18 protein-coding genes and 1 pseudogene are annotated in these 24,498 nt (G+C 57.6%); 12 read left to right on the top strand and 7 right to left on the bottom strand.

All coding sequences use genetic code 11. The features are described from left to right. The first annotated feature begins 13 nt into the window (after window positions 1-13). The 6 genes and pseudogenes from ACQ4W7_RS10695 (at window position 14) to ACQ4W7_RS10670 (ending at window position 5,231) form a co-directional block, all read left to right on the top strand. Complete coding sequence (locus tag ACQ4W7_RS10695) at window positions 14-913, top strand: DUF4123 domain-containing protein (protein ID WP_436530336.1); 900 nt, start codon at window positions 14-16, stop codon at window positions 911-913. Next, window positions 903-1,370 carry a hypothetical protein gene (locus ACQ4W7_RS10690; protein WP_436530334.1) on the top strand — a complete coding sequence of 156 codons (468 nt, stop codon included), beginning with the start codon at window positions 903-905 and terminating at the stop codon, window positions 1,368-1,370. The genes ACQ4W7_RS10695 and ACQ4W7_RS10690 overlap by 11 nt, the downstream gene beginning before the upstream one ends. Window positions 1,371-1,644: 274 nt before the next feature. Then, window positions 1,645-1,944: pseudogene (locus ACQ4W7_RS10685) on the top strand (DUF3304 domain-containing protein); the annotation flags it as partial. Window positions 1,945-2,084: 140 nt separating this feature from the next. Further along, the gene (locus ACQ4W7_RS10680; RefSeq protein ID WP_436530332.1) at window positions 2,085-2,495 is read left to right on the top strand and encodes a DUF3304 domain-containing protein; all 411 of its coding nucleotides are present in this window, start codon (window positions 2,085-2,087) and stop codon (window positions 2,493-2,495) included. A gap of 56 nt (window positions 2,496-2,551) precedes the next feature. Further along, window positions 2,552-3,046 (top strand): DUF3304 domain-containing protein, encoded by a 495-nt coding sequence (locus tag ACQ4W7_RS10675; RefSeq protein ID WP_436530330.1) that lies wholly within the window; start codon window positions 2,552-2,554, stop codon window positions 3,044-3,046. Between the two features lie 34 nt (window positions 3,047-3,080). Next, on the top strand, window positions 3,081-5,231 hold the full coding sequence (locus ACQ4W7_RS10670; RefSeq protein ID WP_436530328.1) for a T6SS phospholipase effector Tle1-like catalytic domain-containing protein: 2,151 nt from the start codon (window positions 3,081-3,083) through the stop codon (window positions 5,229-5,231). A 69-nt stretch (window positions 5,232-5,300) separates the two neighbouring features. Here ACQ4W7_RS10670 and tssA read toward each other — a convergent pair whose 3' ends face one another. The 7 genes from tssA to ACQ4W7_RS10635 are packed head-to-tail and all read right to left on the bottom strand — an operon-like array spanning window position 5,301 to window position 14,709. Then, entirely contained in the window at window positions 5,301-6,344 is a 1,044-nt protein-coding gene (gene tssA / locus ACQ4W7_RS10665) for a type VI secretion system protein TssA (RefSeq protein ID WP_436530326.1), read from the bottom strand. Between the two features lie 28 nt (window positions 6,345-6,372). Next, window positions 6,373-7,167: an OmpA family protein gene (locus ACQ4W7_RS10660; protein ID WP_436530324.1), complete on the bottom strand. Its 795-nt coding sequence runs from the start codon at window positions 7,165-7,167 to the stop codon at window positions 6,373-6,375. A 2-nt stretch (window positions 7,168-7,169) separates the two neighbouring features. Continuing rightward, window positions 7,170-8,150 (bottom strand): type VI secretion system-associated protein TagF, encoded by a 981-nt coding sequence (gene tagF / locus ACQ4W7_RS10655; protein WP_426071043.1) that lies wholly within the window; start codon window positions 8,148-8,150, stop codon window positions 7,170-7,172. Further along, entirely contained in the window at window positions 8,147-12,058 is a 3,912-nt protein-coding gene (gene tssM / locus ACQ4W7_RS10650) for a type VI secretion system membrane subunit TssM (protein WP_436530648.1), read from the bottom strand. Before tssM ends, tagF begins: the two co-directional genes overlap by 4 nt. 46 nt (window positions 12,059-12,104) lie before the next feature. Beyond that, a complete protein-coding gene (locus ACQ4W7_RS10645; protein ID WP_436530322.1) occupies window positions 12,105-13,547 on the bottom strand; it encodes a hypothetical protein in 1,443 nt (480 codons plus the stop codon). Between the two features lie 31 nt (window positions 13,548-13,578). Next, on the bottom strand, window positions 13,579-13,848 hold the full coding sequence (locus ACQ4W7_RS10640) for a PAAR domain-containing protein (RefSeq protein WP_436530320.1): 270 nt from the start codon (window positions 13,846-13,848) through the stop codon (window positions 13,579-13,581). Between the two features lie 15 nt (window positions 13,849-13,863). Next, window positions 13,864-14,709 (bottom strand): M15 family metallopeptidase, encoded by an 846-nt coding sequence (locus ACQ4W7_RS10635; protein WP_436530318.1) that lies wholly within the window; start codon window positions 14,707-14,709, stop codon window positions 13,864-13,866. A gap of 217 nt (window positions 14,710-14,926) precedes the next feature. Between ACQ4W7_RS10635 and ACQ4W7_RS10630 the strand changes: the two genes are divergently transcribed. The 6 genes from ACQ4W7_RS10630 (at window position 14,927) to ACQ4W7_RS10605 (ending at window position 23,986) form a co-directional block, all read left to right on the top strand. Next, window positions 14,927-15,703: a hypothetical protein gene (locus ACQ4W7_RS10630; RefSeq protein WP_436530316.1), complete on the top strand. Its 777-nt coding sequence runs from the start codon at window positions 14,927-14,929 to the stop codon at window positions 15,701-15,703. Between the two features lie 265 nt (window positions 15,704-15,968). Beyond that, on the top strand, window positions 15,969-16,625 hold the full coding sequence (locus ACQ4W7_RS10625; RefSeq protein ID WP_436530314.1) for a T6SS immunity protein Tli4 family protein: 657 nt from the start codon (window positions 15,969-15,971) through the stop codon (window positions 16,623-16,625). Window positions 16,626-16,747: 122 nt separating this feature from the next. Next, window positions 16,748-19,561, top strand: a complete 2,814-nt coding sequence (locus ACQ4W7_RS10620) for a type VI secretion system Vgr family protein (RefSeq protein ID WP_436530312.1) — start codon at window positions 16,748-16,750, stop codon at window positions 19,559-19,561. Between the two features lie 14 nt (window positions 19,562-19,575). After that, window positions 19,576-20,511 carry a DUF4123 domain-containing protein gene (locus ACQ4W7_RS10615; protein ID WP_436530310.1) on the top strand — a complete coding sequence of 312 codons (936 nt, stop codon included), beginning with the start codon at window positions 19,576-19,578 and terminating at the stop codon, window positions 20,509-20,511. Window positions 20,512-20,534: 23 nt separating this feature from the next. Beyond that, window positions 20,535-23,282 carry a T6SS effector BTH_I2691 family protein gene (locus ACQ4W7_RS10610; RefSeq protein WP_436530308.1) on the top strand — a complete coding sequence of 916 codons (2,748 nt, stop codon included), beginning with the start codon at window positions 20,535-20,537 and terminating at the stop codon, window positions 23,280-23,282. 8 nt (window positions 23,283-23,290) lie between these two features. Continuing rightward, window positions 23,291-23,986, top strand: a complete 696-nt coding sequence (locus ACQ4W7_RS10605; protein WP_436530306.1) for a putative type VI secretion system effector — start codon at window positions 23,291-23,293, stop codon at window positions 23,984-23,986. Window positions 23,987-24,498: the final 512 nt, after the last annotated feature.

Genomic DNA, 24,498 nt, shown 5'->3' with positions numbered 1-24,498 from the left:
CAGCGTTTCGGCATTGCACGGCTGGGTCCGGGCCAGTCTTGAGCAGCAACGCCTGCCTTATTTGTTACTCGACAGCGCGCAAGCCGAAAACAGCCACCTGATGCTACAGCGCTGGAAAGTACCGTATGCGTCGCTGTTCGAGGAGACGCACGAAGCGAGCCTGCCGGAGATCGCGCCCCTGTTGATACCGCTGTCCGGTCTTGCGCCGGCCATGCTGGAAAAAGTCTGCGACTGGGCTGAAAAGCTCGGTTATGGCGCGCCTTGCCTGAGCTGGATGGAAAGTCCCTGGCCCTTGCCCGAACTGGCACGGCATTTACGCCAATTTCATGCCGTCGGCCTGAGCGACCAGCAGCAGATGATGCTGCGCTGGTATGACACCCGCATCCTGCCGGTCTGGCTGGCCTGCCTGGAGCCGCTACAGCGCGAGCAATTCGTGGCTGGACTGTTGAACTTGCAGTACATCAACCGTTTTGGCGATGTTGCCGTCCTGCTGGATGTCGACACAGCCGTTGCTGCGCCGGACGCTGCGCTCATGGACTCGCCTCTCATCCATCTGGATGATGCGCAATACGGCATGCTGGTCGATGCCGGCGACGCCGATACGCTGATCAGCCATTTGCGGCGCGTGATCACCGACGAAACCAACGATACCCCGCCACGGCTGCTATATGAATTCGTCGCCCGCTACCAGCAGCGCGCACTGGCCGCTGGCATCGACGACCTGGACCGCCAGACGCAGTACCTGCTGCTGGCCCTGTATACCTCCGGCGCCGGCATCGAACACCCCGATTTCATTGCCCTCATGCAAGACCCACCCACCTCTATCGAAAGTTTCTATGAAGCCATGCAAGCCTTGTCCGACGACGTATGGGAAGCCGGCCCACCCTTATGGGGCATTCAGCATGAAGCTTGACCAACTGCCGGCACTGGCACTGTGCCTGAGTTTGGCTTTGGCATTTGCCGGTGGCAACGTCGCGGCGCAGACAGCGGCCAAGGCCGCACCGCAGGCGTCAAGCACGGTGAAACATGCAAAGCTGAAACCGGCCGACACCGCTAACCTGGTCAGTCATTTGCGGCGCGTGATCACCGATGAAACCAATGACACGCCGCCACGCGTGCTGAACGCTTTTGTCGCGAAATACCAGCAGCGCGCGCTCGATGCAGGAATCGATGACCTCGACCGGCAAACCCAATACGTATTGCTGGCTTTATACACATCAGGCAAAGCCATGGAACAGCCCTTGTTTATTGCATTCATGAAAAACCCACCCGCATCGCTCGATGCTTTTTATGACGCGCTGCAAGCCTTGCCGAAAACCGTTTGGGAAGCGGGGCCGCCGCTGTGGGAGGCGTATGAGCCCAAGGGATAAGCGACTCCTAAAGTTGATTTAATTTTCATTTCAATCTCAGGATGTATTTGGTCAACGAATTTCAGGAACTCAGATGATCAAAAGACTATTTTCAAAAAAATTTACTCAATGTATTTTTATGTATTTTGATTGCATTTTCAAATACGGCATGTGGCAAGGAAAACATGAAAATTAGCGTGAATCTCACCGCCTACAATCATACCGAACATGGAGTTGGTAGTTATATGGTAAAACTTGCGACGGTTCCTGGACTGAGGTTGGATTTCTTGCTCCAGGTCAGGGTGGTGGAGGTGAAACTTGTTGCCTTTCGATCCCTGCTGTATGGAAAAAGGGGATGGAAGTCACCGTTATCATGGGAACTATAAAAGACGGAAAAGATGTCAGAGTGGAGAAAGTAGTGCCCGTACCACCTTATGTGGCCTCTGATGCTGGTAGATTTCTCGTTCATTTCCTACATGATGGACGATATAAAGTATTTTTGACTAAATATTTACTTGGGCATCAGAAATATCCACTCTCTGGAAAAGAAGCTGAATTAAAACAAGGAGTGCCGCTTGAAATAATATGGAAGTAGGTTCTTGTGGGATTGATTGATTAAATTTACTTTTGTTTATTTGTTGAAAATTATTTTTATGACTCCATTTAAACATCGATTAAGTTTTTCTGTTTTTCTATTTTCTTTTATTTTCAACTGTGGCTTGCAATAAATAATCAATGAAAACCGCTGTGAGTCTTACTGCGTATAACCATACCGAACATGGGGTCGGAAGCTATATCGTCACACTGACAGATGGATCTTCAGCAGAGGCTGGCTATCTCGACCCTGGACAAGGCGGGGGCGGGCAAACTTGCTGTCTCTCAATACCATCAGTATGGGGGGTAGGTATGAAGGCAACGATAGTCATGGATACGGTAAAAAATGGGAAGGCTATTCGCGTAGAAAAAACGGTGTTTGTACCTCAGTATGCTCGCGCCGATGCCGGCAGGTTTGTCGTTCATTTTCTTCATGATGGAAGTTATAAGGTATTTGTGAAAAAATATTTTCTGGGACATCGAAAGTATCCGCTTTCTGGTAAGGAAGCAGAACTGGAGCCGGGAGTGCCGCTGGAAATAATATGGGAGTAAATTTTTTATTTGAATGTTCTTTATGATAATTTATTTTCAATTCAGGGAAAACTATAATGAATTTATTTGGGAAGCGATTTGCTTACGTCTTTTTATGTATTTTTCTATTGTTTTCAAATATGGCCTGTAGCAAGGAATCAATGAAAATCAGCGTGAGTCTGACTGCGTATAATCATACCGAACACGGAGTCGGAAGCTATATTGTGACACTTCAAGATGGCTCGTCAGCAGAGGCTGGCTACCTCGACCCTGGACAAGGGGGGGGCGGGCAAACTTGCTGTCTCTCAATACCGGCAGTATGGAAGCCAAGCATGAAGGCAACGATAGTCATGGATACAGTAAAAAATGGGAAGGCTATCCGCGTAGAAAAAACAGTGTTGGTTCCGCAGTATTCTCGTGCCGATGCCAGCATGTTTGTCGTTCATTTTCTTCATGATGGTAGTTACAAAGTGTTTGTTACCAGATACCTGCTCGGACATCGAAAGTATCCGCTTTCCGGCAAAGAGGCAGAACTGCATCCAGGCATCCCTCTGAAGATCATATGGGGATAAAATTTATTGAAATAATCCGAGGAATTTTATAATAATGTCTATTATCTATACAGGGCGTAAAGCCCCTCTGGATGGGCGACGCAGCCTTACTCCCAAAGAATCGTCACAGCGCGCAAAGGCGATGGCCTGCGTCAGGTCGCCTCATAAAACAGAATGTCAGGGTCAAATTTATATCGGACTTTTTTATGATGGGAGTGGCAATAATCAGGATTGGAGACAGAAAGATCCGATAGCAAATCCCAAGAACCTGACTCAGCGGCAACGAAACAAGCATAGCAATGTTGCCAGGCTATGGGATGCACATCTTGATGAGCCAGAGAATGGATTCTTTCGTGCATATATGCCTGGTGTCGGCACGCCGTTCAAGGAAATTGGCGATACGATCGAGGCGTTGACTGATAATGCGGGTGGCGGCTTCGGTTACATGGGTGCCGATCGTATCAATTGGGGAATCACCTCCTTACTTAATTCAGTGCACAGTTATTTGACAGGTGGTCCTTTGCTCGATCCAGACGAGCAAAGGCTGCTGGTAAATTTGATGAGTGCACAAATGCTGCTTGGGTTGGAAGGCGTGCAGCGTTGGACAATGTTGACGTCGCTTGAAGAAAAACTGGCGCTTGTTGTCAAAACTCATCAGCGCAAGCTCAAACAAATCAATGTGTCCATCTTCGGCTTTTCGCGCGGAGCCGCCGAAGCGCGCGCCAGTGCCCACTGGCTGCATCAGGTGTTCGAACGGGAAACCGGCGCATTTGAGCTGGCGGGCGTCCCCATACGCATAGGCTTCCTGGGAATTTTTGATACCGTGGCCGCCGTTGGTGTCGGCGATGTGACGCCGGTCACCTTCGGGCATATGGCCTGGGGAAATGGAACCCAGAGCATCCATCCCGTAGTCGAAGAGTGCACGCATTTCATCGCTTTGCATGAGCAGCGTGCCAGTTTTCCGCTGGAATCGGCAACGGGACGGGGCAATGTTGGTTACCCCGGCATGCATTCCGACGTGGGCGGAGGATACTACCCTGGCGAGCAGGGCCGTTCTATGCCAGGCTGGGGACCTTCGCCGCATCTGTCGCAGATTCCATTGATCGACATGCATTTCGCCGCCCTGAAAGCAGGTGTGCCGTTATTTACGTTGAAAGAGATGAAAGTGGTAAAGCGCGAGGCGATGCTGGCATCCTTTGCCACCGACCCAAGACTGATCGCCTCCTACAACAACTGGCTGACGCATAACGGCATCAAGGGCGCAGACGTGAAGACCTTTACCGAGGCGCATACAAAACAATATCTGCGCTGGCGCGGCATGTTGCACGCGCAGGGAAAAGAGCAGCTGAAGACCAGGCGCTTTTTCAAGGAATCCGACCAGCCGGGCCAGAAAGATTTACTGGAGGCCGATACCGATCTGGGGATATACCTGCGCTCGTGGCGCGAACGAAAGAAGGCCAATGCGACCACGATGGGGTGGCTCAATGAACGTGCCAAGACTGTTCTGCATCGCGTCAGCCCGGCTGGCATGCTGTTTGTGGAAGAAGGAAAAGACCCCTTAAGCGACTGGGAAGAGCGGTTTTTGAAAATCATGACGGAAGGCGCGCAGCCGCCGGCTGGCTGCGTCACGCTGTTTGAAGATTATGTGCACGATTCCCGCGCCGGCTTTCGCATCCTGGGCAAGCACGAGCCGGTATGGCTGACGGGCGGCTACGGCCGCTTCCGCCACGTGTTCGCGCAAAGCGATGATTATTCGAACATGTCGAATATCGCCAATGAATCGCTGAAGGCCGTCAAGGCAGCGGGCGATGCGGCCGTGACCTACTTCCAGCAGTTGTATGGCTACACCGTCAGCACTTATCGTATGGCGCGCAAAAAGATTGCAGCGAGCGCGCGGGGGGTGTCCGAGGCCGAAAAGCTGCTGGAACGGCGGGCGGTGGAGACGTACAAGGAAACGAGCCGGATGATCGTCGATGGCGCCACCCGCGTCGGCCACGGCGTGCACGATGCCGGAGTCGAGGCGGAAAAAAAATTGGACCGCGCAGTCAAGACCGCGAAAAACTCCATGCAGCAAGCCAGTCAGGAAGCCCGGCTCTATTATCAGGCAGAAAAGAAAATCATTATAAGATATGCCAATGCAGAGGCTGAGTGGCTGGCGCAGCTGAAAAAGCGCTGGCGCGAGGAAGACCGGGAAAAATCGAAATAATACTGAGCCAGGCACAAACCTTCACACCATGGCGGCGGCAGACGCACCGCCATGGCGTGAACATCGATTTTAGCCATTGCCGGGCGGCTGCACGCCCAGCAGTTCTTCGATATGCGCGAGCGAACCGGCGTCCTTGACCACCGAGCGCAGCCAGCTGTGCAAGTCCTGGTCTGCGGCATTGGCGGCCTTGTCGGCAAAATAGGAGACGGGGCTGTGCGGTTCGCTGCGGCGGAAGAACTGCGCCACGGCACGCAGTTGCTCGATTGCCTGTGCGCGGGTGGCGATGGCGCCGGGCGGGCCTGCCGGGATCGCCGGCACGGCCGGCGTCATCGCGCTGTCAGCAGCAGGCACGCCACTGGCGGCGGGGACTGCGGCTGGCGCCACGCCGGTACTGGCGGGCATCACGCGTAGCATCGCTTCGACGGCTTCGCGCGCCGTGGAAAAGGCCGGGCTGTCGTTGCCCAGCCTGGCGTCGACGACTCTTTCAAGCTTGCGCAGCGCTTCCAGGCAATCTTGCGCGTCGACGGCGAAGCTGGCGCAAAAGGCGGCCGAGTTGTTGCGCCGCGCCGCTTCCATGTCGGACAACTTGACGCCCTCATGCTGCCTGGCGGAATCACCCGGGCCGGCCTGGCGCCGGGCGGTTTCAAAATCGATGGTGGAAAAGGCACCGCCCGGGCCAGCCGTGAGGGGCACTTCTCGCAGCAGCGCAGGGATGCGCGACAGTATCCAGCTGAGGTTGCCGATGCGCTGCTCTTGGTCGCCGTCCTCGGCTTCCGGGAACAGGCCCCGATCCCAGAATTTTTCGCACAGCCCCGCCAGCACCAGCAAACCTTCTGCCATGCCGCGCAGGTGGTAGCGTTTGGTGCCCGCTTCGGTCAGCCAGACCGCCAGGCGCAGATCCTTGCTGCTGCCGGCAAGCAGGCCGGCGCAGCTGCGCACGACGAAGTCCCAGTCGGCCTCCTTGAGGTCGGCGACCCATTCGCCCTGGTCGAGCGTGGGGTCGTCGAACTTGCGCGCCAGGGTAATGGCGTCGAGTTCGGGCGAAAACGCCAGGTCCACGCCTGCCGGTTGTTCATTGCTGATCGGAAGTAATAACTGTTCGGCTGAAAACATGTGGTCCTCTGATTCCTCTGATGGATGGTTATTGCGCCATGCGAAATTCAATGCGCCGGTTGCGGGCGCGCCCGTCCGCCGTGTCATTACTGGCGATCGGCCGGTCGGAGCCCTGGCCCGACGCCGTCAGCAGGTCGCCATGGATGCCTTTCGATGCCAGGTAGAATTTGACGGCTTCGGCCCGCGCCTGGCTCAGGCTCTGGTTACTGGCGCGCAAGCCCTGGTTGTCGGTATGGCCGATGACTTCCACTTTGCGGCCGGCCAGCTTTTGCATGGCTGCCGCCATTTCATCGAGGATGGCACGGCCCGATGGCGTCAGCGTTGCCTTGCCGCTTTCAAACTCGATCGTGCGGTTGGCCAGGGTGGTGTCGAGTACGCCTTGCTCGCTGGCCGACACGCGCAGGCCATTGTTGACGGTGTAGGTAGGATTGAGGCTGGTGGCGATATCGCTGGCGATTTTTTGCCGCTGCGCCTCGTTGGCCACTTCACCGCGCACGCTGACGACGCTGCCGTCGATTTTCAGCTGGCCGCGGCTGATCTGCTTGAGGGTGGGCGACAGCAGCTTTTGCACATAGGCGTTCCAGTTGGCAGGCAAGACCACCTGACCGACCGCAATCTGGTCGACCACCTTGTCGGCGCCGTACAGTTCGCGCAGGCGCGCCAGCACGGCGGCTTTGCTCGCTTCGTCGGGCACGGTGCCGGCGGCCAATACCTGGCCTGGCTGCGGCGTGGCGGCCGTGGGTAACGATATGGGCGCTTGCGCTGAAGCGGACATGGCGGCCAGCGCCATGCCGAGGAAGAGAACGATCCGGGATACGCGCATGGTCAGGTTCCGATAAAGGCGGCGCGCAAGGAATCGTGCGCCGATTTGAGCGAGAGGTTGGCTTGTGCCAGATAGGTCGATACTTTCTTGATCGCATAGTCGTTGCCGACGTGTTCCTCGACCCAGTCCAGGTCGTCGAACGCGATATGATGATCCAGTGCCGCTTGCGGATTCATCAGCACATGCAGGGTCTGCGCCGACGCGCCGGAAAATCCCAGCACCAGCGTCTGGCGGCCGCGCAGCCGTGTGATGAACAGCGCCAGCTCGAAATCGGCACGCGCCAGGAACGGCGTGATCAGGTGCATCCAGAACGCCGCCACCATGTTGCGGTACAGCGGGTCGGCCGGCAGCGGCAATTCGAGACTTTTTTCCAGCCGGCTGGAACTGCTGGCCATCACCGGCTGCAGCAACAGGCCCAGCGCCAGCAGCACCTGCCGCACCGTGCCCGTGAAACCGGTGGGCGCCAGCAGCGCGTCGAGTTCGCCCACGGTCTGCATGTCGAGGAAATCGTTGAAAGTGGCTTCATAGGCGGCGGCACGCAGGTCGAGGTCGATGCTGGCATGGCTTGCCGCATGCAGCGCGTTGCCGGCATCGGGGCCGCGCATGTCATTGCTGAGCCCCTCGCAACGGTTCCACAGGCGCGACAGCACCAGCGGACTGTTGGCGACAAACGCGGCCGGCTGGTCCACTTCCATGGTGCTCATCATCAGGAAGGGAAAACGGCGCGACGAGGCATCGCTGCTGGCGGCGATATGGCCGGCGATGGCGCGCCCCCGGCGCGGGCCGATAAAGGCGAAATGCATGGGCGGCAGCGCATCGTAGGTCAGTTTCCAGCGCGCGTCGGCGCTGAGCAGGTCCATCGCTTGCGCCAGCCAGTCGTCGAGGATCTTCAGCAGGGCCGGGTTGTCGCTGGCCTTGACGAAGTCGCCGCGGCTAGGCAGCTTGCCAAAGTAGCCGATCGGGGTGGCGGTGGTGCGGGTCATGGCGCGACGGCGGCGTTGGCCGCATTGCCGGTGACGGTGGGGGCGGCACCAGGCGCATTCACGGCCGGCACGCTCTGGGCCACGATTTCCGGCAGCTTCAGGCTGCGGAAGCCCGCGGCGCCCGAGGCGGTGCTTGGCGCAGCGGCCGGCGCCGGCGTGGCGACGATCTTCAGGTTGGCCGCCACGCTCACGCCGCTGTTTTCCCAGCTCAGTTCGAATACGCCGCCATCCTTGCGCTTGCGCTTGGCCGAATCGATCATTTTCTTCAGGCCGAAATGGCCAAGCTCGTTGAGCAATATGACCGTGCGGCCTTCCGGCGTAATCGCGCTGATGCGCGCGCCTGGCGTACCTTGCGGATTCGGCCAGACCATATGGATCCACGGCTGCGGCTGGCCGCGCCAGCGCAGCGCCTGTCCATCGATTTCGATCGTGTACTCGGTGGCGCCGACGGCGGCCAGCGCCTGCAGGTCGAAACGGGTTTGCGCTTCGCCGGCGCCGGCCGCCGTGGCCACGCCATTGGCGCTGAGCGGAGCAATCCAGCCGGGGAAGCTGGCCACCACAGACGGCGCCAGGCCGATGCCCATGTTGGCCCAGGTCTTGGCGCTGAGTGAATCGCCACGGCGCACCACCAGCGGGCCGATGGTGGTATTGAAGAACTTGGCGATGCTGCCTTCCGGTCCGAACACCTGGCCGATGTCGGCATTGCTGGCCTCGCTACCCGAGGCGGGCGAGAACGGATACTTGGGCGCCAGGGTTTTCTGGAACGGTTCGAGCACCTGCGCCAGCCAGACCTTGTTGATTTCAGTCTCGGTCGGCTTGATGATGACGGCGAAGGTCTGCATCAGCGGGCGTACCAGCAACGGCCGGATCGCCTGCTTTTGCGCATCGGTCATACCGGTCAGCATCTGTTCGTCCACGTATTTGAGCGCATCGGCCAGTTCCGAGCCGGTGCCATCCAGCGTCTGCTGCATGAACTGCTTGGCGCCGGGGCCGGTATCGCCCTGGTTCTTGATCTGGTTGAAACGGGCGCGCAGCTTGGACAGCGCGTCCATGTAGCCGCGCATCAGCGAAGCGTCCTTGTCCTTGGTAACGACCAGGCGGGCCACGCCGGAGAACTCGCGGCCCACCGGCCCCATCGGCAAGGCGCTGGTGGTGGGCGCGCCGCTGCCGCTGCCGACGTTGACGTTGATGCCCGAGGGTTTCTGGCGCAGGATGGTTTCCTTGAACCAGCCCATCATGCCGCGCTGGGCGCGCTGCAAGCCCTGGCCCAGCAGCGACGGGTTGTCCCACGAGGTTTCCTTGTATACCGTTTCGATCAGCTTGTTGATCGGCGAGGTTTGCGGATCGCCGAGCCGGTTCATGGCCGCCGCCGCACTGTCGAAGCCGTTCAATTCGCGGATGCTGACGCCCTGGATGAATTTCTGCCATTCCTTGGCGTAATCCGTCTTGTACAGCTCGACCAGCGCTTTCTGGATTTGCTCCGGACTGCCTTCGAGGGTCAGGTCATCCTTCGACGCCGTTTTCAGCACCCAGTCGGCGCTTTGCAGTTCGCGGTTGGCCGCCTCCTGGAAGGCTTGCTGGATGAATTGTTCCCAGGCGTCGCGCGTGAAAGTACCGGGAATGGCGTAGCTGCCCAGCACCAGCTCCTTGTCCTGCTCGCCGACGATGCGCGCCACTGTCATCGAGGCGAAGCGCGTGGCGGCGCGTGCCTTGACGTCGGCGTACACGCGTTCGCGCGCCGGCATGCCCCGCACCACGCGGCGCAGGCTGTCGCGCGACTGGTCGACCAGCGCCAGCTTGCTGTCGATCCGCGGCCAGGACGGGTCGTTGATCTGGGTGAGGTAAAACGAAATCATGCGTTCGGCGCTGCGTATCATCTGTTCGCGTGGCATGTTGCCGCGGTTGCTGTCGAGCCAAACGCGCCAGAAACGGGTCAGCTGGTCATTCAAGTGGCTCGCTTCGGCGCGCGACTTGTCGCTCAGCATCAGATAGGTTTTCAGGGCGTTATAGGCGTCTTCCACATTGGCCGGCGAGGCATCCTTGAACTGCTGCGCGCCAAGGTTGACGGCAGCGGCCGTGGCTGGTGGTGCGGCGGCAGGGGCGCTGGCCAGGGCCGCCGTCGGCGTGGCGGCCACCGGCGTGGCCAGGGTGCCGGCCGGCGCGGGCAGGGTGGCGGCCGCACTGGCCGACACCGCGCCGGACTGCGGCGTGCTGGCCATCGGCTGCAAGCGGCTGGCGCCGGCATTGACCTCGGCCAGGAAGGCTTCCAACGATTGCGCGACCGGGCCCAGCATCACTTCACGCACACCCGAAAAGTATTCTTCGCGCAGTTTTCGCTCCAGCAATTCTCCCTGGTACAGGCCCAGGCCCAGCGAGATAGGCCGGCTGTTGCGGTAGGAATCGAGCTGCTCGATCCGGTCCTGCATGATTTCCAGCGCTTCGAAACGCGATTGCAAGTCGAGCCGCTTGTCCTGTACCTTGATCGCCTGGTCCAGGTCGGCCTGCACATTGGCCACCAACTGACGGTTGGCCATATAGGACCAGCTCCAGCCGGCCAGCGCCAGGCCCACCAGCGCGGTGGCGGCAAAGAAGGTGGCGTAGCGCACGCGGGTCTTGGCTGGACTGGCGTACTGGGCGACCAGTTCCTTGTCGGCGAAGATCACCTTGCGGAACAGATTGAGCAGGAAATAGCCATGCTGGTCCTGCACCTCGTTGTGTTGCTGCGGCTGCAATTTCAAATCGAAGCGCTGCGCCACGCGTTCCGATGAGGCCGATACCGACATGCCTTCCTGTAACGCACTGGTGAAATAGAAGCCGCGCATGACGGGCTTGAACTGGAACGGGTTTTCCTCGAACAGGGTGGCGATGAAGGCGCGCAGCGACCCCTTGATCGCGCTGAACTCGAGCGGGAAGGTAAACACGCCCGGCGGCATGCGCTCGTTCTGCTGCAGCGCCATGCTGGCCAGGCTCAGCTCTTTCAAGCCGTCATACAGCTCGTCGAAACGCTGGTCGAACTGCTCCAGCACGTCCTGTTTAGAACTGGTCTGGCTGTAGGGCAGGGTGGCACCCCATACCCGGTCGCGTTCGCCCCGTTCGGTATCCTGGAAAAATTCGTTGAAACCGGTAATCAGGTCGGCCTTGGTGAACACCACGTAGACGGGCGCGTGGACTTCCAGTTTTTCCGTCAGTTCCTGCACCCGCTGGCGCAGGTTCTTGGCCAGGTTGATGGCGAATTCGGGCCGGCTGCCGGTCAGTTCGGCAATGCTGACGGCGATGATGATGCCGTTGATCGGGGCGCGCTTGCGGTGTTTTTTCAGCAGCGCCAGGAAGCCGAACCATTCGGCGCGGTCTTCGTCGTTAACGGAATAGCGGCCCGCCGTGTCGAGCAGGATACCGTCGGTGGTGAAGAACCAGTCGCAATTGCGGGTGCCACCGATGCCTTGCACGATCTTGCTGTCGGCAAAAGGAAATTGCAGGCCAGAATTGGCGATCGCCGTGCTCTTGCCGGCCGCCGGATTGCCGATGACCATATACCAGGGCAACTCGTACAGGGCCGCGTCGCCCGACAACTGGCCCAGCTTGGACGTCTTGATGGTGCCGATCGCCGCAAGCATGCGCTTGCGGATGGCTTCGGTTTCCTCGCGCTGTGTGGGGCCTGCCTTGGGCGTCGTACCGGACGTCTGCTGTTCCAGCATGCCGCCGAACCGGGTGGCGTCGCGCTGGCGGCGCCAGCGCCGCAGCCACCAGACCAGGCTGGCGACCAGCAGGACCAGCGCCAGCGGCGGCACGATCCATACCAGCGGCCATTCAAAGATGACGGCGCAACTGGCCAGCAGCGCGGCCAGTGCCACGAAGCCGATGGCGAACAGGCTGAAACGGGTAGTAATGGAATGCCAGAATCGTTGCATCATAATATGAGGGGCGAGAGGTTGATAGGCATGGTGGATGGAAGGGTCATGTCGCTGCGAGGGATTCAGGGGCAAGGGCCACCGGCCCCACCACCACGGCGGCCCGCTGGAACGCGTCGAGGTTGCTCAGGCATAGCACCTGGCTGGCATTGTCAGCCGCCTCGTGCCGCGCCAGCACCAGCACCGCCAAGGTGGCCACCTGGCCGCTCTGGCCGCAGGCCGCCGCCACGCTCAGTACGTCGTTGCTGAGATCGATATCGGGCAGCAGCGTGCCAGCATTGTTCATCAGTTCGATCATGCGGCTGGAGCGCTGGTCGGCATCGGCGTATAGCCGCGTGATCGCGGCCGGGGCGACAGACGCCGCCGATATCGCCTTGCCGCCCAGCTCGGCCAGCAAGGTGGCATCGCCATGGCCGCGGCTGTCCGCTGACTGGCCACGCACGGCCATGCTGGCATGGTGCAGCAGTACCGGCGTGTCCACCTGCAGCGCCGCAGCCTGGGCCGCATCGGCCAGCAACAGGCCGGCCGCGCCTTCACCGGGAATCTGCCCGCCCGGCTGGGCGTTATGGAACAGCAGGCCGCGTGCGGCCCAGTCATGCACGGTCAGTTCGCCGATATGCGAAGCGCAGGCCAGCACGATGGCCAGACAAGGCAGTTCTTGCAAGGCCGTCTGCGCGGCCAGCTGTTCGATCAGCGCCAGCGGCCCGCTGTCGCCGGCCAGGTGCACGCTGAGCTTGGCGGCAGGCCAGCCTTGCTGTTGCGCTTGCGCATGCAGCCAGGCGGCGCCCGTGTCGCGCTGCGGCTTGTCCCAATCGGGTGGCAACAGCAGATGCAGTTGCAGGGTCGGCAGCGGCAGGGCGGCGCGCGATCCCGGTTGCGCCGCCTTGTAGTCGTCGAGCGTCGTGTGCATCGCCGCTTCCTGCATCAGTTCGGTCAATACCTCAGCGCCCAGCGCCAATGCGCGCAAGTGTTCGGCATCAAAATGCGCTGCTGCGTCCTGCATCGTATCGGCCGGACGGGTACGCAGCCAGTCGTCCAGCACTGCCTTCTGCTCATGTTCATCGAGGTCCGCCACGCGGGCGCTCATCACCGGGTAGCCTTGCGCATCGGTCAGCTCCGGATCGAGTTCAGGACGCTGCCGCTTGTCCTGCAGCGTGGCCGCCAGTTCCGGCGCCGAGGCGCCACCCGGCATGCGCAGCGCGGCGGCCGCCAGATGCAGCGGCGCGCGCGGCGCAGGGGCATTGCCGGACGCCCTGGCGTCGGCGGCATCGGTCAGCGCGGGTACCGCAGCCGGCGCGGCCAGCCTGGCCAACAGTTTCTTGCCCAACCACCAGCTTATGAGCAGCGCCAGCGGCAACGCCAGCATGGTGCCGGCCAGGTCGCCTGTCGATGGCATGCGCGTGCTGGTGCGCCAGTACCAGATCGCGCCGCCCCAGCACAAAGCGAACACGAGCAGTATCAGCAGGCTGCGCCGCAGCCACGGGCGCATCAGCGCGCTCCCTTGCAGTGGCGGCCGGACGTCATAGCTGATCCGTGGTGGCTTGCTGGCTGGCGATCAGCACCGCGCCACAACTGGTTTTATCGCCTTGGCGGGCCACCGGTTTGCCATCGACGATCCAGCTGGCGTCGCCGCTAACGATGGGGCAAATGCCATGGCCTAGCCGCGGGCACGACACCTTGTCGCCCACGCGCGCGATGCCGATGCCGCCGCTGTCCGTCACTGCCGAGGCTTCCAGCACGCTGCCGCCATGCGATGTCTTATCGCCCAATCTGATTACAGGACCAGCCATCTGTGCTCCTTCCAGTCATCGTTGTTTCTTCATCACACCAGGCACGCGCAGTTCGGTGTGGCCGAAATCCATCATTTTCCAGCGCCCGCCCCAGGTCATACCGACCGATTCGGCCACTTCGCCATACAGTTGATAGCCGCGCATGGCCCAGGGATCTTTTTCCGAGATCACCAGCTTGCCGTCGCGCAAAAAGGCGCAATCGGCCGCCAGGCCATACTGATGCCAGCTCTGGAACGCTGCCGCATTGGTGACATTGCTGCCCATGCCGGCCAGCATGTTTTGCCGTTCCGGACTGCGGTAACCTTCCAGGATGGCCATGTCATAGCCATGTTTTTCCTTCATGATTTTGAACACCAGCAGCAGCCTTTGTGCATATTCGGCATTGAGCAGCGTCCAGTTGCGGCTGGCCGATACCAGCATAGGCCGCACTTGCTGCACTTCTTCGGTGGCAAAGACCAGCGGCGGCAAGTCCACCGGCGGCACCAGCTGTTCGCCTTGCAGCAGGGCCGACACTTGCGTATTTACTTCGCGCGTCGAGACCTCGTAACCGCCCAACATGCTTTTGCTGCCTGCCAGCAAGGCGATCGCCGGTGGCAGACACATCACCGCCGCACCGCCCAGGAACAGCAGGTAATGGCGGCGTACGAATGCCGCGCTGCCGAGCAGCGTGCTGGCGCCGCCACGGCGCAGCGTGTCCAGGCCGGCGTTCCTGCGCCGGGCCAGGCGCTCGAGCCGCGCCACTATGCCTTGTTCGGCCGTCGCCAGCACCCGCATCAGCAGTTCTCGACCGGATGGGAACAGCACCAGCCAGCTGATCAGGCATGCCAGTAAAAAATAGAGTGCCACCGCCAGTAGAAACACGCCCACCCCATTCGAAAAAAGACGCCATGCATGGGCAGTTAAATGCTGCTGTGCCAGCGTTTGCGCTAATATTGCCTCTGAGTATATCTTACTAACTTGCTAATTACGGGAGCTTAGTTTCAATTGTGCGCCGGGTGCGCACTGTTGATTTCCTAACATGCGTCACGCTTTTTTTTATTGTCGTAAGGTATTGCAAATATTGACAGGAGTTAAGATTTTGCCAAGCAATGACGACAGCCCACGGCCTTCGACACGGCCCAGCTTATTGACGCCCGCGCAACAGGCCGAGGCCGACCGCAGCCGTATCCTCAACCATCTCGAAGGCGGCAGGCGGCCTGCGCCCGTGCCGCATGAAGGCAGGCGCGCCAGCCGGTGGCCTGTCTGGGGGGGCATGCTGGCCAGCGCCATGTTGTTGCTGGCCGCCGGCGCCTGGCTGGGGCAGCGCGAGACGGCGGCGGTGGCCGAACCGGTGGTGACCAGCACGGCGCCAGCGCCGGAAACACCGGCTGTAGCCACCGCGCCCATCACCACGGCGGCCAGCATACGCGAGGAGGAACAGCATGCCCTGCCGCAGCAAAGCTTGAGCGAAATGCTGGACGCCGACCTGCCAGCCCCAGTCCCAGCCCCTGCACCCGTGCCCACCCCAAGGGATGTGCTGAGCAAGGCACTGGAAAGCCCGCAGAAGAGCGCACGCAGGCCGGCGCACGCGCCGCAGAAAAGACCGCCAGCCAAACCGCTCAAGCCTGCTGATCCGGCCAAGCCCGCCGCCACGCCGGAACAGGATAACGACGTGGCTCTTCTGGCCGCGCTGGTGTCGCATGCCCAAGTTGGCATGCCGCCCAAAAAAGCGCCGTCCAGCCTGCAAGCCCAGTTACAGCAATGCAGCAAATTGAAACCAGCGGCGGCCGAGAGCTGCCGGCAGAGAACCTGCGCCGGCCGGACCGACAAGCCCCTGTGCAAGGCGGCCAGGGCTGCGGCGAAAGGCGCGCGATGAGCGCAATGCTGCCATCAAATATGCACGTACCGGAAAAATACCTCGCGCCAAGACCCGCCAGGCGCGCTATCTGGCGCAAAAATCGGTCAGCGGCAGGCAGGCGCAGATCGAGGAGCTGCAAAGCAACTACCAGACATTTGATTCCGGCCTGCCTGACAGCGACGGCTACCGCAGCAGCGAAGGTTCGGGAACGATTAACCCGACGCGCTATTCCATCTATCGCAGTCACCTGACGCGCGGCGATTATGTCTATGTGTTTGAATCTATGGAAGAAATACGCAACAAGGATAGCGAGGCAGCGCATGGCCAACAGTTCATCCAGTTCTTGAAAAGTTTTCGCCCGCGCGCCACCGCCGAGGTGCCCAAAGAACTGGGCCTGTGCATCCCGCATGGCTTTATCGCCGATGACGGCAGGGCTATCAGCAGCATCAAGCAGTCCTTGCGCTGGCCTGACGCGCCCGGCGTGTTGTATACGATCAGCACCGGCAACGTCGATCCGCGCGCCTTGAAGGTGCCGCTGGTCCAGGGGGCCGCCACCGGCGGCATCGGCCAGTTCGGCAGCCGCGGCGAGCAGGAAGCCAAGCCCTTCATTGTCGAACGCATCGTTCCCCGTAGCGCCCGCATCGGCGCGCTGACGGCGCAGCAGGGCGGCGTGGCGCTGAAAGTGAGCCGGCCAGACAGTGCGCCGTCTGAAACCTATACGGTATTTACCGCTTACGCGGGATGGCTGGGCACGGCGGTGCTGCCCTATATTCTGATCGAACTAAGCAGCCTCAGCATAGCGCAGGCTCCGGAACTGAAGCAGAATCCACCGCCGCTCAAGACCAGCTACGCGCGCCTGGAAACCTTGTTGAAGAGTACGCATTTGCGGCCCACCGAACCAGCCATGCCGGAGTTGCGCGGTCTTAACGGTACGCGATGATTGCTGCGATCCCGATTTCAATCGAATCACTCTTGCTATAACGAAATTTCTAGGGTGTAATGGCTTTGATAAAAGTGCTTATTTAATAATTATGTGCGGGAAGCCGCGTGATGGAGTTCCGGATGTCCATGTCCTTGCCCGCCAGTTTCACGCAAGCTACCAGATTGTTACAGCTGACCACGCCCTTGGGCGCTGACCGCCTGCTGGCCGAATGCGTGCGCGGCGAGGAGGGCTTGAGCGCGGGCTTCGTGTTCCAGATCGCGGCCCTGTCGACGGACGCCGCCATTTCCTTGCGCACCCTGATTGGCCAGCCGGCCTTGCTGCAATTGCTGACCGTTACCAGCGCCGACGCGCTGCGCCCGTTCCACGGCCATATCACTGCCGTCGAGCTGGTCGGTGCAAACGGCGGCATGGCGCGCTATCAGCTGACCCTGGAACCCTGGAGCGCGTTTCTTGCCCACGGCCGCGACAGCCGCGTCTTCCAGGACATGACGGTATTCGACATCCTGGACGCGCTGTTTGCCGCTTACCAGGCGCAGGGCAAGCTGGCGCCGGCCTGGCGTTTCGATATTTTCGACCGCGCGGCATACCCGAAGCGCAGCCTGAGCACCCAATACCAGGAAAGCGACTGGGCCTATGCGCAACGCCTGATGCATGAGGAAGGCCTGTTTTATTACTATGAACACAGCGGCGATCCCGGCAGCCCCAGCCTGGGCAGCCACTGCCTGGTGATCGCGGACCATAATAGCGCGTTCAAGCCGAATGCCCAGAGCAGCATCATTTTCACGCAGCCGGGCGCCGTCATGAAGGTCGACAGCATCGACCGCTGGCGCACCGAATTGCGCCAGCAGACCAATGCCATCGCAATGGGTAGCTGGGATTACCGCTCGCTCGACCAGCGTGTCGCCAGCGCGGCGGCAGAGGGGGGCGGGGCACAGGGCTTGGAGCTGCTCAGCCGCGATGCGCCCGGTGCCTATGCCTACGCTTCGCGTGAGCAGGGCCAGCGCATCGCGCGCAAGCAGTTGCAGGCGCTCGAAGCGGGCAAGGAGGTCCACGTGGCGGCCGGAACCGTGCGTACCTTGTCGCCGGGCACCACGTTTGTCTTGCAGGGACAGCCGGTGTTCAACCAGGCCGGCAACGACGACGAACGCAGCTTCCTGATCGTGCGCACGGTCCACCTGATGCACAACAACTTGAGCGCGGATCTGCAGTCGTCCATTGTGCAAACGCTCAAGACGGGCTTGCTCGATGCGGCGATCCGCAAGGAACAAGCCGGCAGCCTGCATCGGATGCCCGCGCTGCTGGGCGCCATTGCCGAGCGGCCCCTGTACCGCAACCGTATCGATGCCATCCGCAGCAATATTCCTTATCGCGCCAGCGGCAAGGACCAGCATGGCCAGTTGCTGCATCCGCGCCCGACCGTGCATGGCCAGCAGACGGCCGTCGTGGTAGGGCCGGCCGGCGCCGTGATTCACACCGACCGCGACCACCGCATCAAGGTGCAATTTCACTGGCAGCGCGGCGTCATGAGCCACAGCCGCCTCGACCATCCGCCAGGGGGCAAGCATACTGGCGCGCCAGGTGACGACAGTGCCGGCACCTGGGTGCGCGTGGCCTCCACCTTGGCGCCGGTGGCGGGCGCCAACTGGGGCGGCCATGCCTTGCCGCGCATCGGCCAGGAAGTATTGATCGATTTTCTGGAGGGCAATATTGACCGGCCGCTCGTGATCGGCACCGTCTATAACGGCCAAGGCACGGTCGATGCTCAGAATAACCGCGTGGCCCATGGTGCCGGGCCGGCCACAGGCAATGCACCTGCCTGGTTTCCCGGCGAAGCGGGCGCGCATGCGCATCCGGCCGCACTGTCCGGCATCAAGAGCCAGGCCATGCAGGCCAGCCAGCAGGGCGGCGCGGCGTACAGCCAGCTGGTGTTCGACGACAGCCCGGGCCAGCCTCGCGTGGCCCTGCAGCGCCATGCCGGCGCGCACCAGGGCACTGCCGAGCTGAACCTGGGACACTTGCGCCATCAGACGGACAACCAGCGCTTGGCTGCGGCCGGCTTCGGCGCCGAACTGAAAACCGAGCACAGCGCCGCGCTGCGCGCAGGGCAGGGGCTGCTGTTGTCGACCGACGCGCGTACCAACGCCAGCGGCACGCAGATGGATACCAAGGAAGCCACGGCCCAGATCGAACAGAGCCTGGCCCTGCTGACTTCGCTTGCCGAGACGGCGCAAAAGCACAAGGCTGTGTTGGGTGGTGGGCAAGGCCAGGCCGAAGCGGCACCCGAGACGCTGCCGGCACTGAAACAATTGGCGCACAGCATAGAAATGCTCAAGGGTACGGCAGGCACAGCCGACAGCCAGGCGACGGCCTATGGCGCGCCGCAGCTGCAATTGTCCAGTCCGGCCGGCATCGCCGCCACCACGCCGCTCAACGCACTTTTCGCCGCCGGCAATACCAGCAGCATCGCGGCAGGGCAGGACATTAATTTCGGCGCGCAAGGCAACCATTTTCATGCGATCAGTTCCGGCATCAGCCTGTTTACTTATGGCAAGGCCAGCAAGGCCGACAAACCCAACCAGGAAACCGGCATCCGCCTGCACGCCGCCAGCGGCAAGGTCAGCAGCCAGAGCCAGTCCGATGAAACAAAATTAACCGCAGACAAGGCCGTGACCGTGGCCAGCGTCAGCAAAAGCGTCAACATCAGCGGCAAGCAGCATGTGCTGATGACGGTGCAGGGCGCCTATATCAAGCTCGAAGGCGGCAATATCGAGATTCATGGACCCGGCAAGATGGAATTCAATGCCGGCATGAAGGAACTCACGGGGCCGGCCAGCAGTAGCGCGGTAAAGCAATTGCCGGTGGGTGACCTCAAGGGGTGCGAACAAGCAAGTAAGAATGCCAGCGCCACTCAGGCCGGATCACAAACATTGTAGCTCGGGGAATTTGTATGGAATCGACGGTCGAGGTCATTGTCAGCCAAGCATGGGAAGCACCACTTCAACTGCTCCATAAACAATTTCATGAAACGGCAAATGACCGATGTTTGTTATGGGTAAATCCTGCACAAGGAGATCCGTTTTCTTCGCATGCGATCGTGCAGCAACGAAAAATAGTCGTGCCCATTGCACATCCCCGTTTCGATCAGCAGTTCGCGCCATATCTGATCGAACTGGCGCTGGATGAATATGCCGGCGCTGAACTATTCAAAATGAGTGTCGAACTTGCCTGGAACTCTTGGACAAAGGACAGTCTGTGGGCTGGTAACGGTCAAGCCATCGCCGGATGGATCACCAGTGAAGAAGCGTCGGAAAAGATAGCGCGCCATTGGGCCAGCCATTGCTATATTCATGCAGTTCAAGGCTTGGAAAAATTGCTCAGATTCCATGACCCAGGTGTCCGCGAATGGTTATGGCCGACGATGAGTGTCGAACAGCAGCGCCAGATGCTGGGGCCAGTAAGTAGTGTGACCGCATTTGATCGGCAGCAAAACCTGATGCGACATGGTCTGGATAACACCCGTGCGCTTTCGCCCCATGCAGCGCCTGAGCAGCGGCTGATCTTGAGTTCAGCACAGTGGGCCCAAGTGAATGATTATTCCACACTCCATGCCGCTTGGCTAACGTGGGGGAAATCTGGGCCGATGCAATGGGAACAGGCGGTTTTTTCAGCATTGGCACGCGCTACGGACTATGGCATCTTGGATAGAAAAGACCGTGAATTATTTGCTTTGCATGTTTTGCAACTTGGCAGTGGCTTCCATGATGATCAGCGTCTACAGGCAGTGTGGAGCATGACCGGCGCCGGCGAATTTTATGGCGGTGCACTCGAAGAGGTGACGGGATGCCCTGCTGATCAATTACAAGATTATTTTTCTAAAAAATAAGATAAAGACCCTCAGGAAAATTTATGGCTTGTACTAATCCAAAAAACCCAGAATGCGAAAACTGCAATAAGTCTGGACTGGCTATTCTGCCTGTTCGATATGCCGTTGTGCCAAAGGATGTTGATGCAACACTACCCGATCCGCTAGGAAATAAAGTCACGGACGTGAAACTCAAGCATCACAAGTATGCATTGCGCACCTTGCGTAAAGGTTTTGTCTATCTTTTTTATGAAAAACATGCGCGTGGAAGTCAAATCAAATGGGAAGTGTATAGCGTCTCTGAGGCAGGGACCTTATGGAAACAATATTTTAACAGCGGTCTCAGGCCAATTAGCGTTGAACCGGCCTGTTCGCGCGACGGGCATAATATACCTGCTTCAATCATATCAATCGAAAAACCCGAAAAATGTGGCAAAGTCTGGCTGGCATTTTCAGACCATGCATGGAGTAAAGAAACTTTCACTTTGTTTGCCAGCGACGAAAAATTGCGCGACAAACGTATGCAAACTTTTTTACCTTCGATATGGGTGACGGCTGGAGGTTACCGACACGGCCTTCCCGCTACCAAGAAAAATATTGAAAAGGTGATTGAGTATAAAGAAAATTTCAATTCAATAAGTATCAACGGGCTGCCGCTCGGTGAAATAAGCAAGGTAGATGGTAGTTACAACGCTTCAAAACTGAAAATGGAAAGCACTTGCCATGCTTTGCACCTGAGAAAAGGTGAAAGCGAAAAACTGGCTGGATTGATGAAAACAGTAGGTGAAGCAAAAAATTCCAAGGGCAATGCTCCTGTCATTATCGCCCTATGGGATGCATTTGGCATTACCCATGAGCTCAACGGCTTCCGGAATGAACCTGCAGGTTGGATAAAAAAATACAGTGAAGAACGAGAACTGGAACTGACTGCATTGCAAGGCATCGAAGGCGTCAGAAAAACTCTGGAAAATACGGCGGTGGCGAACGAAGAGCAGCATCAGGAGGACACGCGAAATAACGCTCCTCAAATAAGCTCAACAAAGGAACGCCGTGATCGGGCATTAAAACTGGCGGAACCGCAAAGAAGTCGTGAAACCGAAGTATGTGATTTGTTGGACCAGTGGGCTCGGGAGAAGGTGCCGGTTACCATGGGTTTTAGTGCACGCCTTAATGATGCAAATGCCTATTCGGAGCCGTCGCGCAGTATCAAGATGGCCAAGGTAAAAGCCGATGCGGACAGCTTTATTGCGAGGCGAAGAGAAAATTCTCCAGCGATGATCGCCAAAGAAAAAGAACTGTCTTGGGCGAAGTATGAGGAGATGCTGGAGCCTGGAGCTTATCAGGACTTCCGGATAAAATATGATGCTATGCTGGATGAAGCAAAAAATATTATCGACGAAAGAACACATGATCTGATCATGTGGTTGGAATCAAAATCATTGATTAATTACTTGAGCGAATTTAATGTGGAGAGTATCGAAGATGGTGTTGCCTTTGAGGATAAGATAGGTAGTGCAATAAACGGCATGAATTCGAGTATTCAAGGACAGAATAAAATTACCGAATGGGTCAAAGAGATGAAGGCGCATGAGTCAAATCTTCTTTGGCGTGCCCTGTCTTTGAATCAGAAAGTACTTGGTGAGCAATTTAATACTGCGCTGGCAGAAGCAGGAACGAGTTTCAGCGAGGTCGGTAAGGCCAGTATGGATTTTTTGGCAGTGCATATCAGAAAGGCCTGCGATATCTACAAGAAGGTCAATACCATGCAAAATACCTTGCTGAAGGCTGCAGACGCTACCGAGGGTATTAAAATCATAAAGGTGGTTGATCTTGATCGCTTGTTCATGACAGTTGGAGATTTGCTGTTCAGGCCTTTTTTGAAGAGAGGGGCAGATTCCACAGCTGAATATGCGGTTCGAGGTTTGATGATGGCGCGTGCCGGAGTTGAACCTGGTCGCATCATCAGCGCAATAGAAATTCAGGCAAGGCAGGAAGGTTTAGCCAGAGCCGATATTATACGTCGCTTGTCGACAGCGAAAAGCTTCATCGGATCGGGGAATGATTTAAAAAGCGACAAATATGCAGCACTGGAAAAGAAATGGATGGAGGTAAAGGGAGATACTAGCAAAGGCCCTACGGCACTGAAAGAAAATCGTTTATCGTTGCTTGTCGCGACACTTGAAATTATTAATTTGGTAAAGATTGCTTGGGAATTCAAGGATGATAAAAAAACCTTGGGTGAATTGTGTGCTGCCATATGCTCGACGACTGCTGCCATTCTTGATATCGGCGCCAATGCAGCAAAACATTTAGTCGGTGACAAGGTGTCGGTGACATTTCAATATTTAAAAGTTTATGGTGGTGTTCTAAGTGCAGCAGCCGGTTATTACTCGGCTGCCAAAGAGGCGGAAACTGGAAGAAAGTATTTGGATAAGGAGAATTACAATCTTGCCGCCCTTTACTTTTTAAAGTCCGTGGTGCAATTTATTGCGGTTACATTCGGATTGCTTTCGAGTTTATCTTACGCAGCACCTCTACTAAAAACTAGTAGTCAAAAAATTGTACAATGGACAGGAACGAGACTTTTATACTATCGCTTATTCAGCATGACTTGGGCAGTTCGCCTTAATATGGTGGGGCTGGCTGTTACTCTAATTATATGGATAGTAGTACCAAATGCCTTGAAAGAGTGGTGTGAGAAATGTCCTTTTGGGAGGGATAAGGTAAAAGGTACAAAAAATCCGCAGGTATTATTGGAGGAACTTGGAGATGCTTATCAAAAAATATCATGAGGAAAAATATGCATGAATTATCTTATCAGCTAGTCAGTGGAATTGTTGTTGGTTTGAAAACTTCTAACGTGAACGTGAATTATTTGAAGAATGGCGATTCATTCAAAAAAATGTCCGGCTTGACCGCGGTAGTTCAGGCTGCGGTGGGTGAGCCAGGGGCTGTTCATAGTGCGCAAGCGGCCGCAAGTGACGGAGATCCTGTCACAGGCTTCACTATGAATGTGGGAGGTAAGTTGGTTACCGGGAGCTTTTGGGAAGTTGATTTTAGAGACGGGGACGAGGTTCAGGTTGTTGGATATGAAAAAGGCAATGAATTTATCGCTGTCGCAGTCGTTGATGTAAAGGAAGAAAAAATATGGATGCAGCCACATTGTGAACGTGGAACACTTGCAAAAAAATATCATCTTTTAAAATGCTGTGGATATTCTTTTATTGGATTATGTATTTTCGAAATTTTATTGGGATTTTTTACTGGTTTTCCAATGTGGTTTGTTTTGATTTGCTCTGCTTTTATTAATCCAATTATTTTGTTTGTAACTGTTGGATTAAGTTGGAAGGATTTTATGAATTTCGCAAAAGAAATGAATAGAGTAGGCAAGGCGCTAGTGATCACTGAGCCGGAAAAAATTGATCTTTTTAAAAGTACGAGAAAATCAAGAAAGTCAGGAAAGCCCGCTTTGCCGATGGGTGTATATTATCTTTAAGCGTGAGCGCGCTGCTCTATATAGATATTCCGGATGCTTTATATATTGATGTAAATCTCATCCATCCGTCAACTCAACCGGCCGGGCGCTTGTGCTTGTAAACCATATTTTCGATGAGCGACAGGAATCGATCGCCTACCTGTTGATCGATGAATGGTCAACCGGTACGCCGCGCCTCTCCATCATTTATTGAAGATGGATATCTGATGTAGATCAGGAATGTCGAATTGGTGAACCGGTTTCAAGCATGCAACTTGAGGAAAAGATGAGAGTGGCTTAGCGAATAGTCATGTGATTCTGTTAAAAAATTAATGTAATTGTAGAAGGCATTAAAGACGGTTCAACCATAATTTTTAGGAAGCGCATGATGGCTGAAGAGAATAATGAAAATACCTTGAGGTACCCTGACTTTTTCGGACACTCTTGTTTGGCAAACTTCACCAACTGGAGAACATATGAAACGCTCAACAACATACACGCCAGAGCTTCGAGAAGAAGCAGTAAAGCTGGTC

The organism is Janthinobacterium algoris, assembly GCF_051380935.1.
In the GTDB taxonomy this organism is placed as follows: domain Bacteria; phylum Pseudomonadota; class Gammaproteobacteria; order Burkholderiales; family Burkholderiaceae_D; genus Janthinobacterium.
The sequence above is the reverse complement of the archived record's forward strand: the minus strand, read 5'-3'. Positions and strand labels throughout refer to the sequence as shown.

Bases quoted from the DNA above. Each gene is read 5' to 3' on its own strand.
- ACQ4W7_RS10690 (WP_436530334.1), top strand. From the start codon at position 903: ATGAAGCTTGACCAACTGCCGGCACTGGCACTGTGCCTGAGTTTGGCT.
- ACQ4W7_RS10680 (WP_436530332.1), top strand. From the start codon at position 2,085: ATGAAAACCGCTGTGAGTCTTACTGCGTATAACCATACCGAACATGGG.
- ACQ4W7_RS10675 (WP_436530330.1), top strand. From the start codon at position 2,552: ATGAATTTATTTGGGAAGCGATTTGCTTACGTCTTTTTATGTATTTTT.
- ACQ4W7_RS10670 (WP_436530328.1), top strand. From the start codon at position 3,081: ATGTCTATTATCTATACAGGGCGTAAAGCCCCTCTGGATGGGCGACGC.
- tssA (WP_436530326.1), bottom strand. From the start codon at position 6,344: ATGTTTTCAGCCGAACAGTTATTACTTCCGATCAGCAATGAACAACCG.
- ACQ4W7_RS10660 (WP_436530324.1), bottom strand. From the start codon at position 7,167: ATGCGCGTATCCCGGATCGTTCTCTTCCTCGGCATGGCGCTGGCCGCC.
- tagF (WP_426071043.1), bottom strand. From the start codon at position 8,150: ATGACCCGCACCACCGCCACCCCGATCGGCTACTTTGGCAAGCTGCCT.
- tssM (WP_436530648.1), bottom strand. From the start codon at position 12,058: ATGCAACGATTCTGGCATTCCATTACTACCCGTTTCAGCCTGTTCGCC.
- ACQ4W7_RS10645 (WP_436530322.1), bottom strand. From the start codon at position 13,547: ATGCGCCCGTGGCTGCGGCGCAGCCTGCTGATACTGCTCGTGTTCGCT.
- ACQ4W7_RS10640 (WP_436530320.1), bottom strand. From the start codon at position 13,848: ATGGCTGGTCCTGTAATCAGATTGGGCGATAAGACATCGCATGGCGGC.
- ACQ4W7_RS10625 (WP_436530314.1), top strand. From the start codon at position 15,969: ATGGAAGAAATACGCAACAAGGATAGCGAGGCAGCGCATGGCCAACAG.
- ACQ4W7_RS10620 (WP_436530312.1), top strand. From the start codon at position 16,748: ATGTCCATGTCCTTGCCCGCCAGTTTCACGCAAGCTACCAGATTGTTA.
- ACQ4W7_RS10615 (WP_436530310.1), top strand. From the start codon at position 19,576: ATGGAATCGACGGTCGAGGTCATTGTCAGCCAAGCATGGGAAGCACCA.
- ACQ4W7_RS10610 (WP_436530308.1), top strand. From the start codon at position 20,535: ATGGCTTGTACTAATCCAAAAAACCCAGAATGCGAAAACTGCAATAAG.
- ACQ4W7_RS10605 (WP_436530306.1), top strand. From the start codon at position 23,291: ATGCATGAATTATCTTATCAGCTAGTCAGTGGAATTGTTGTTGGTTTG.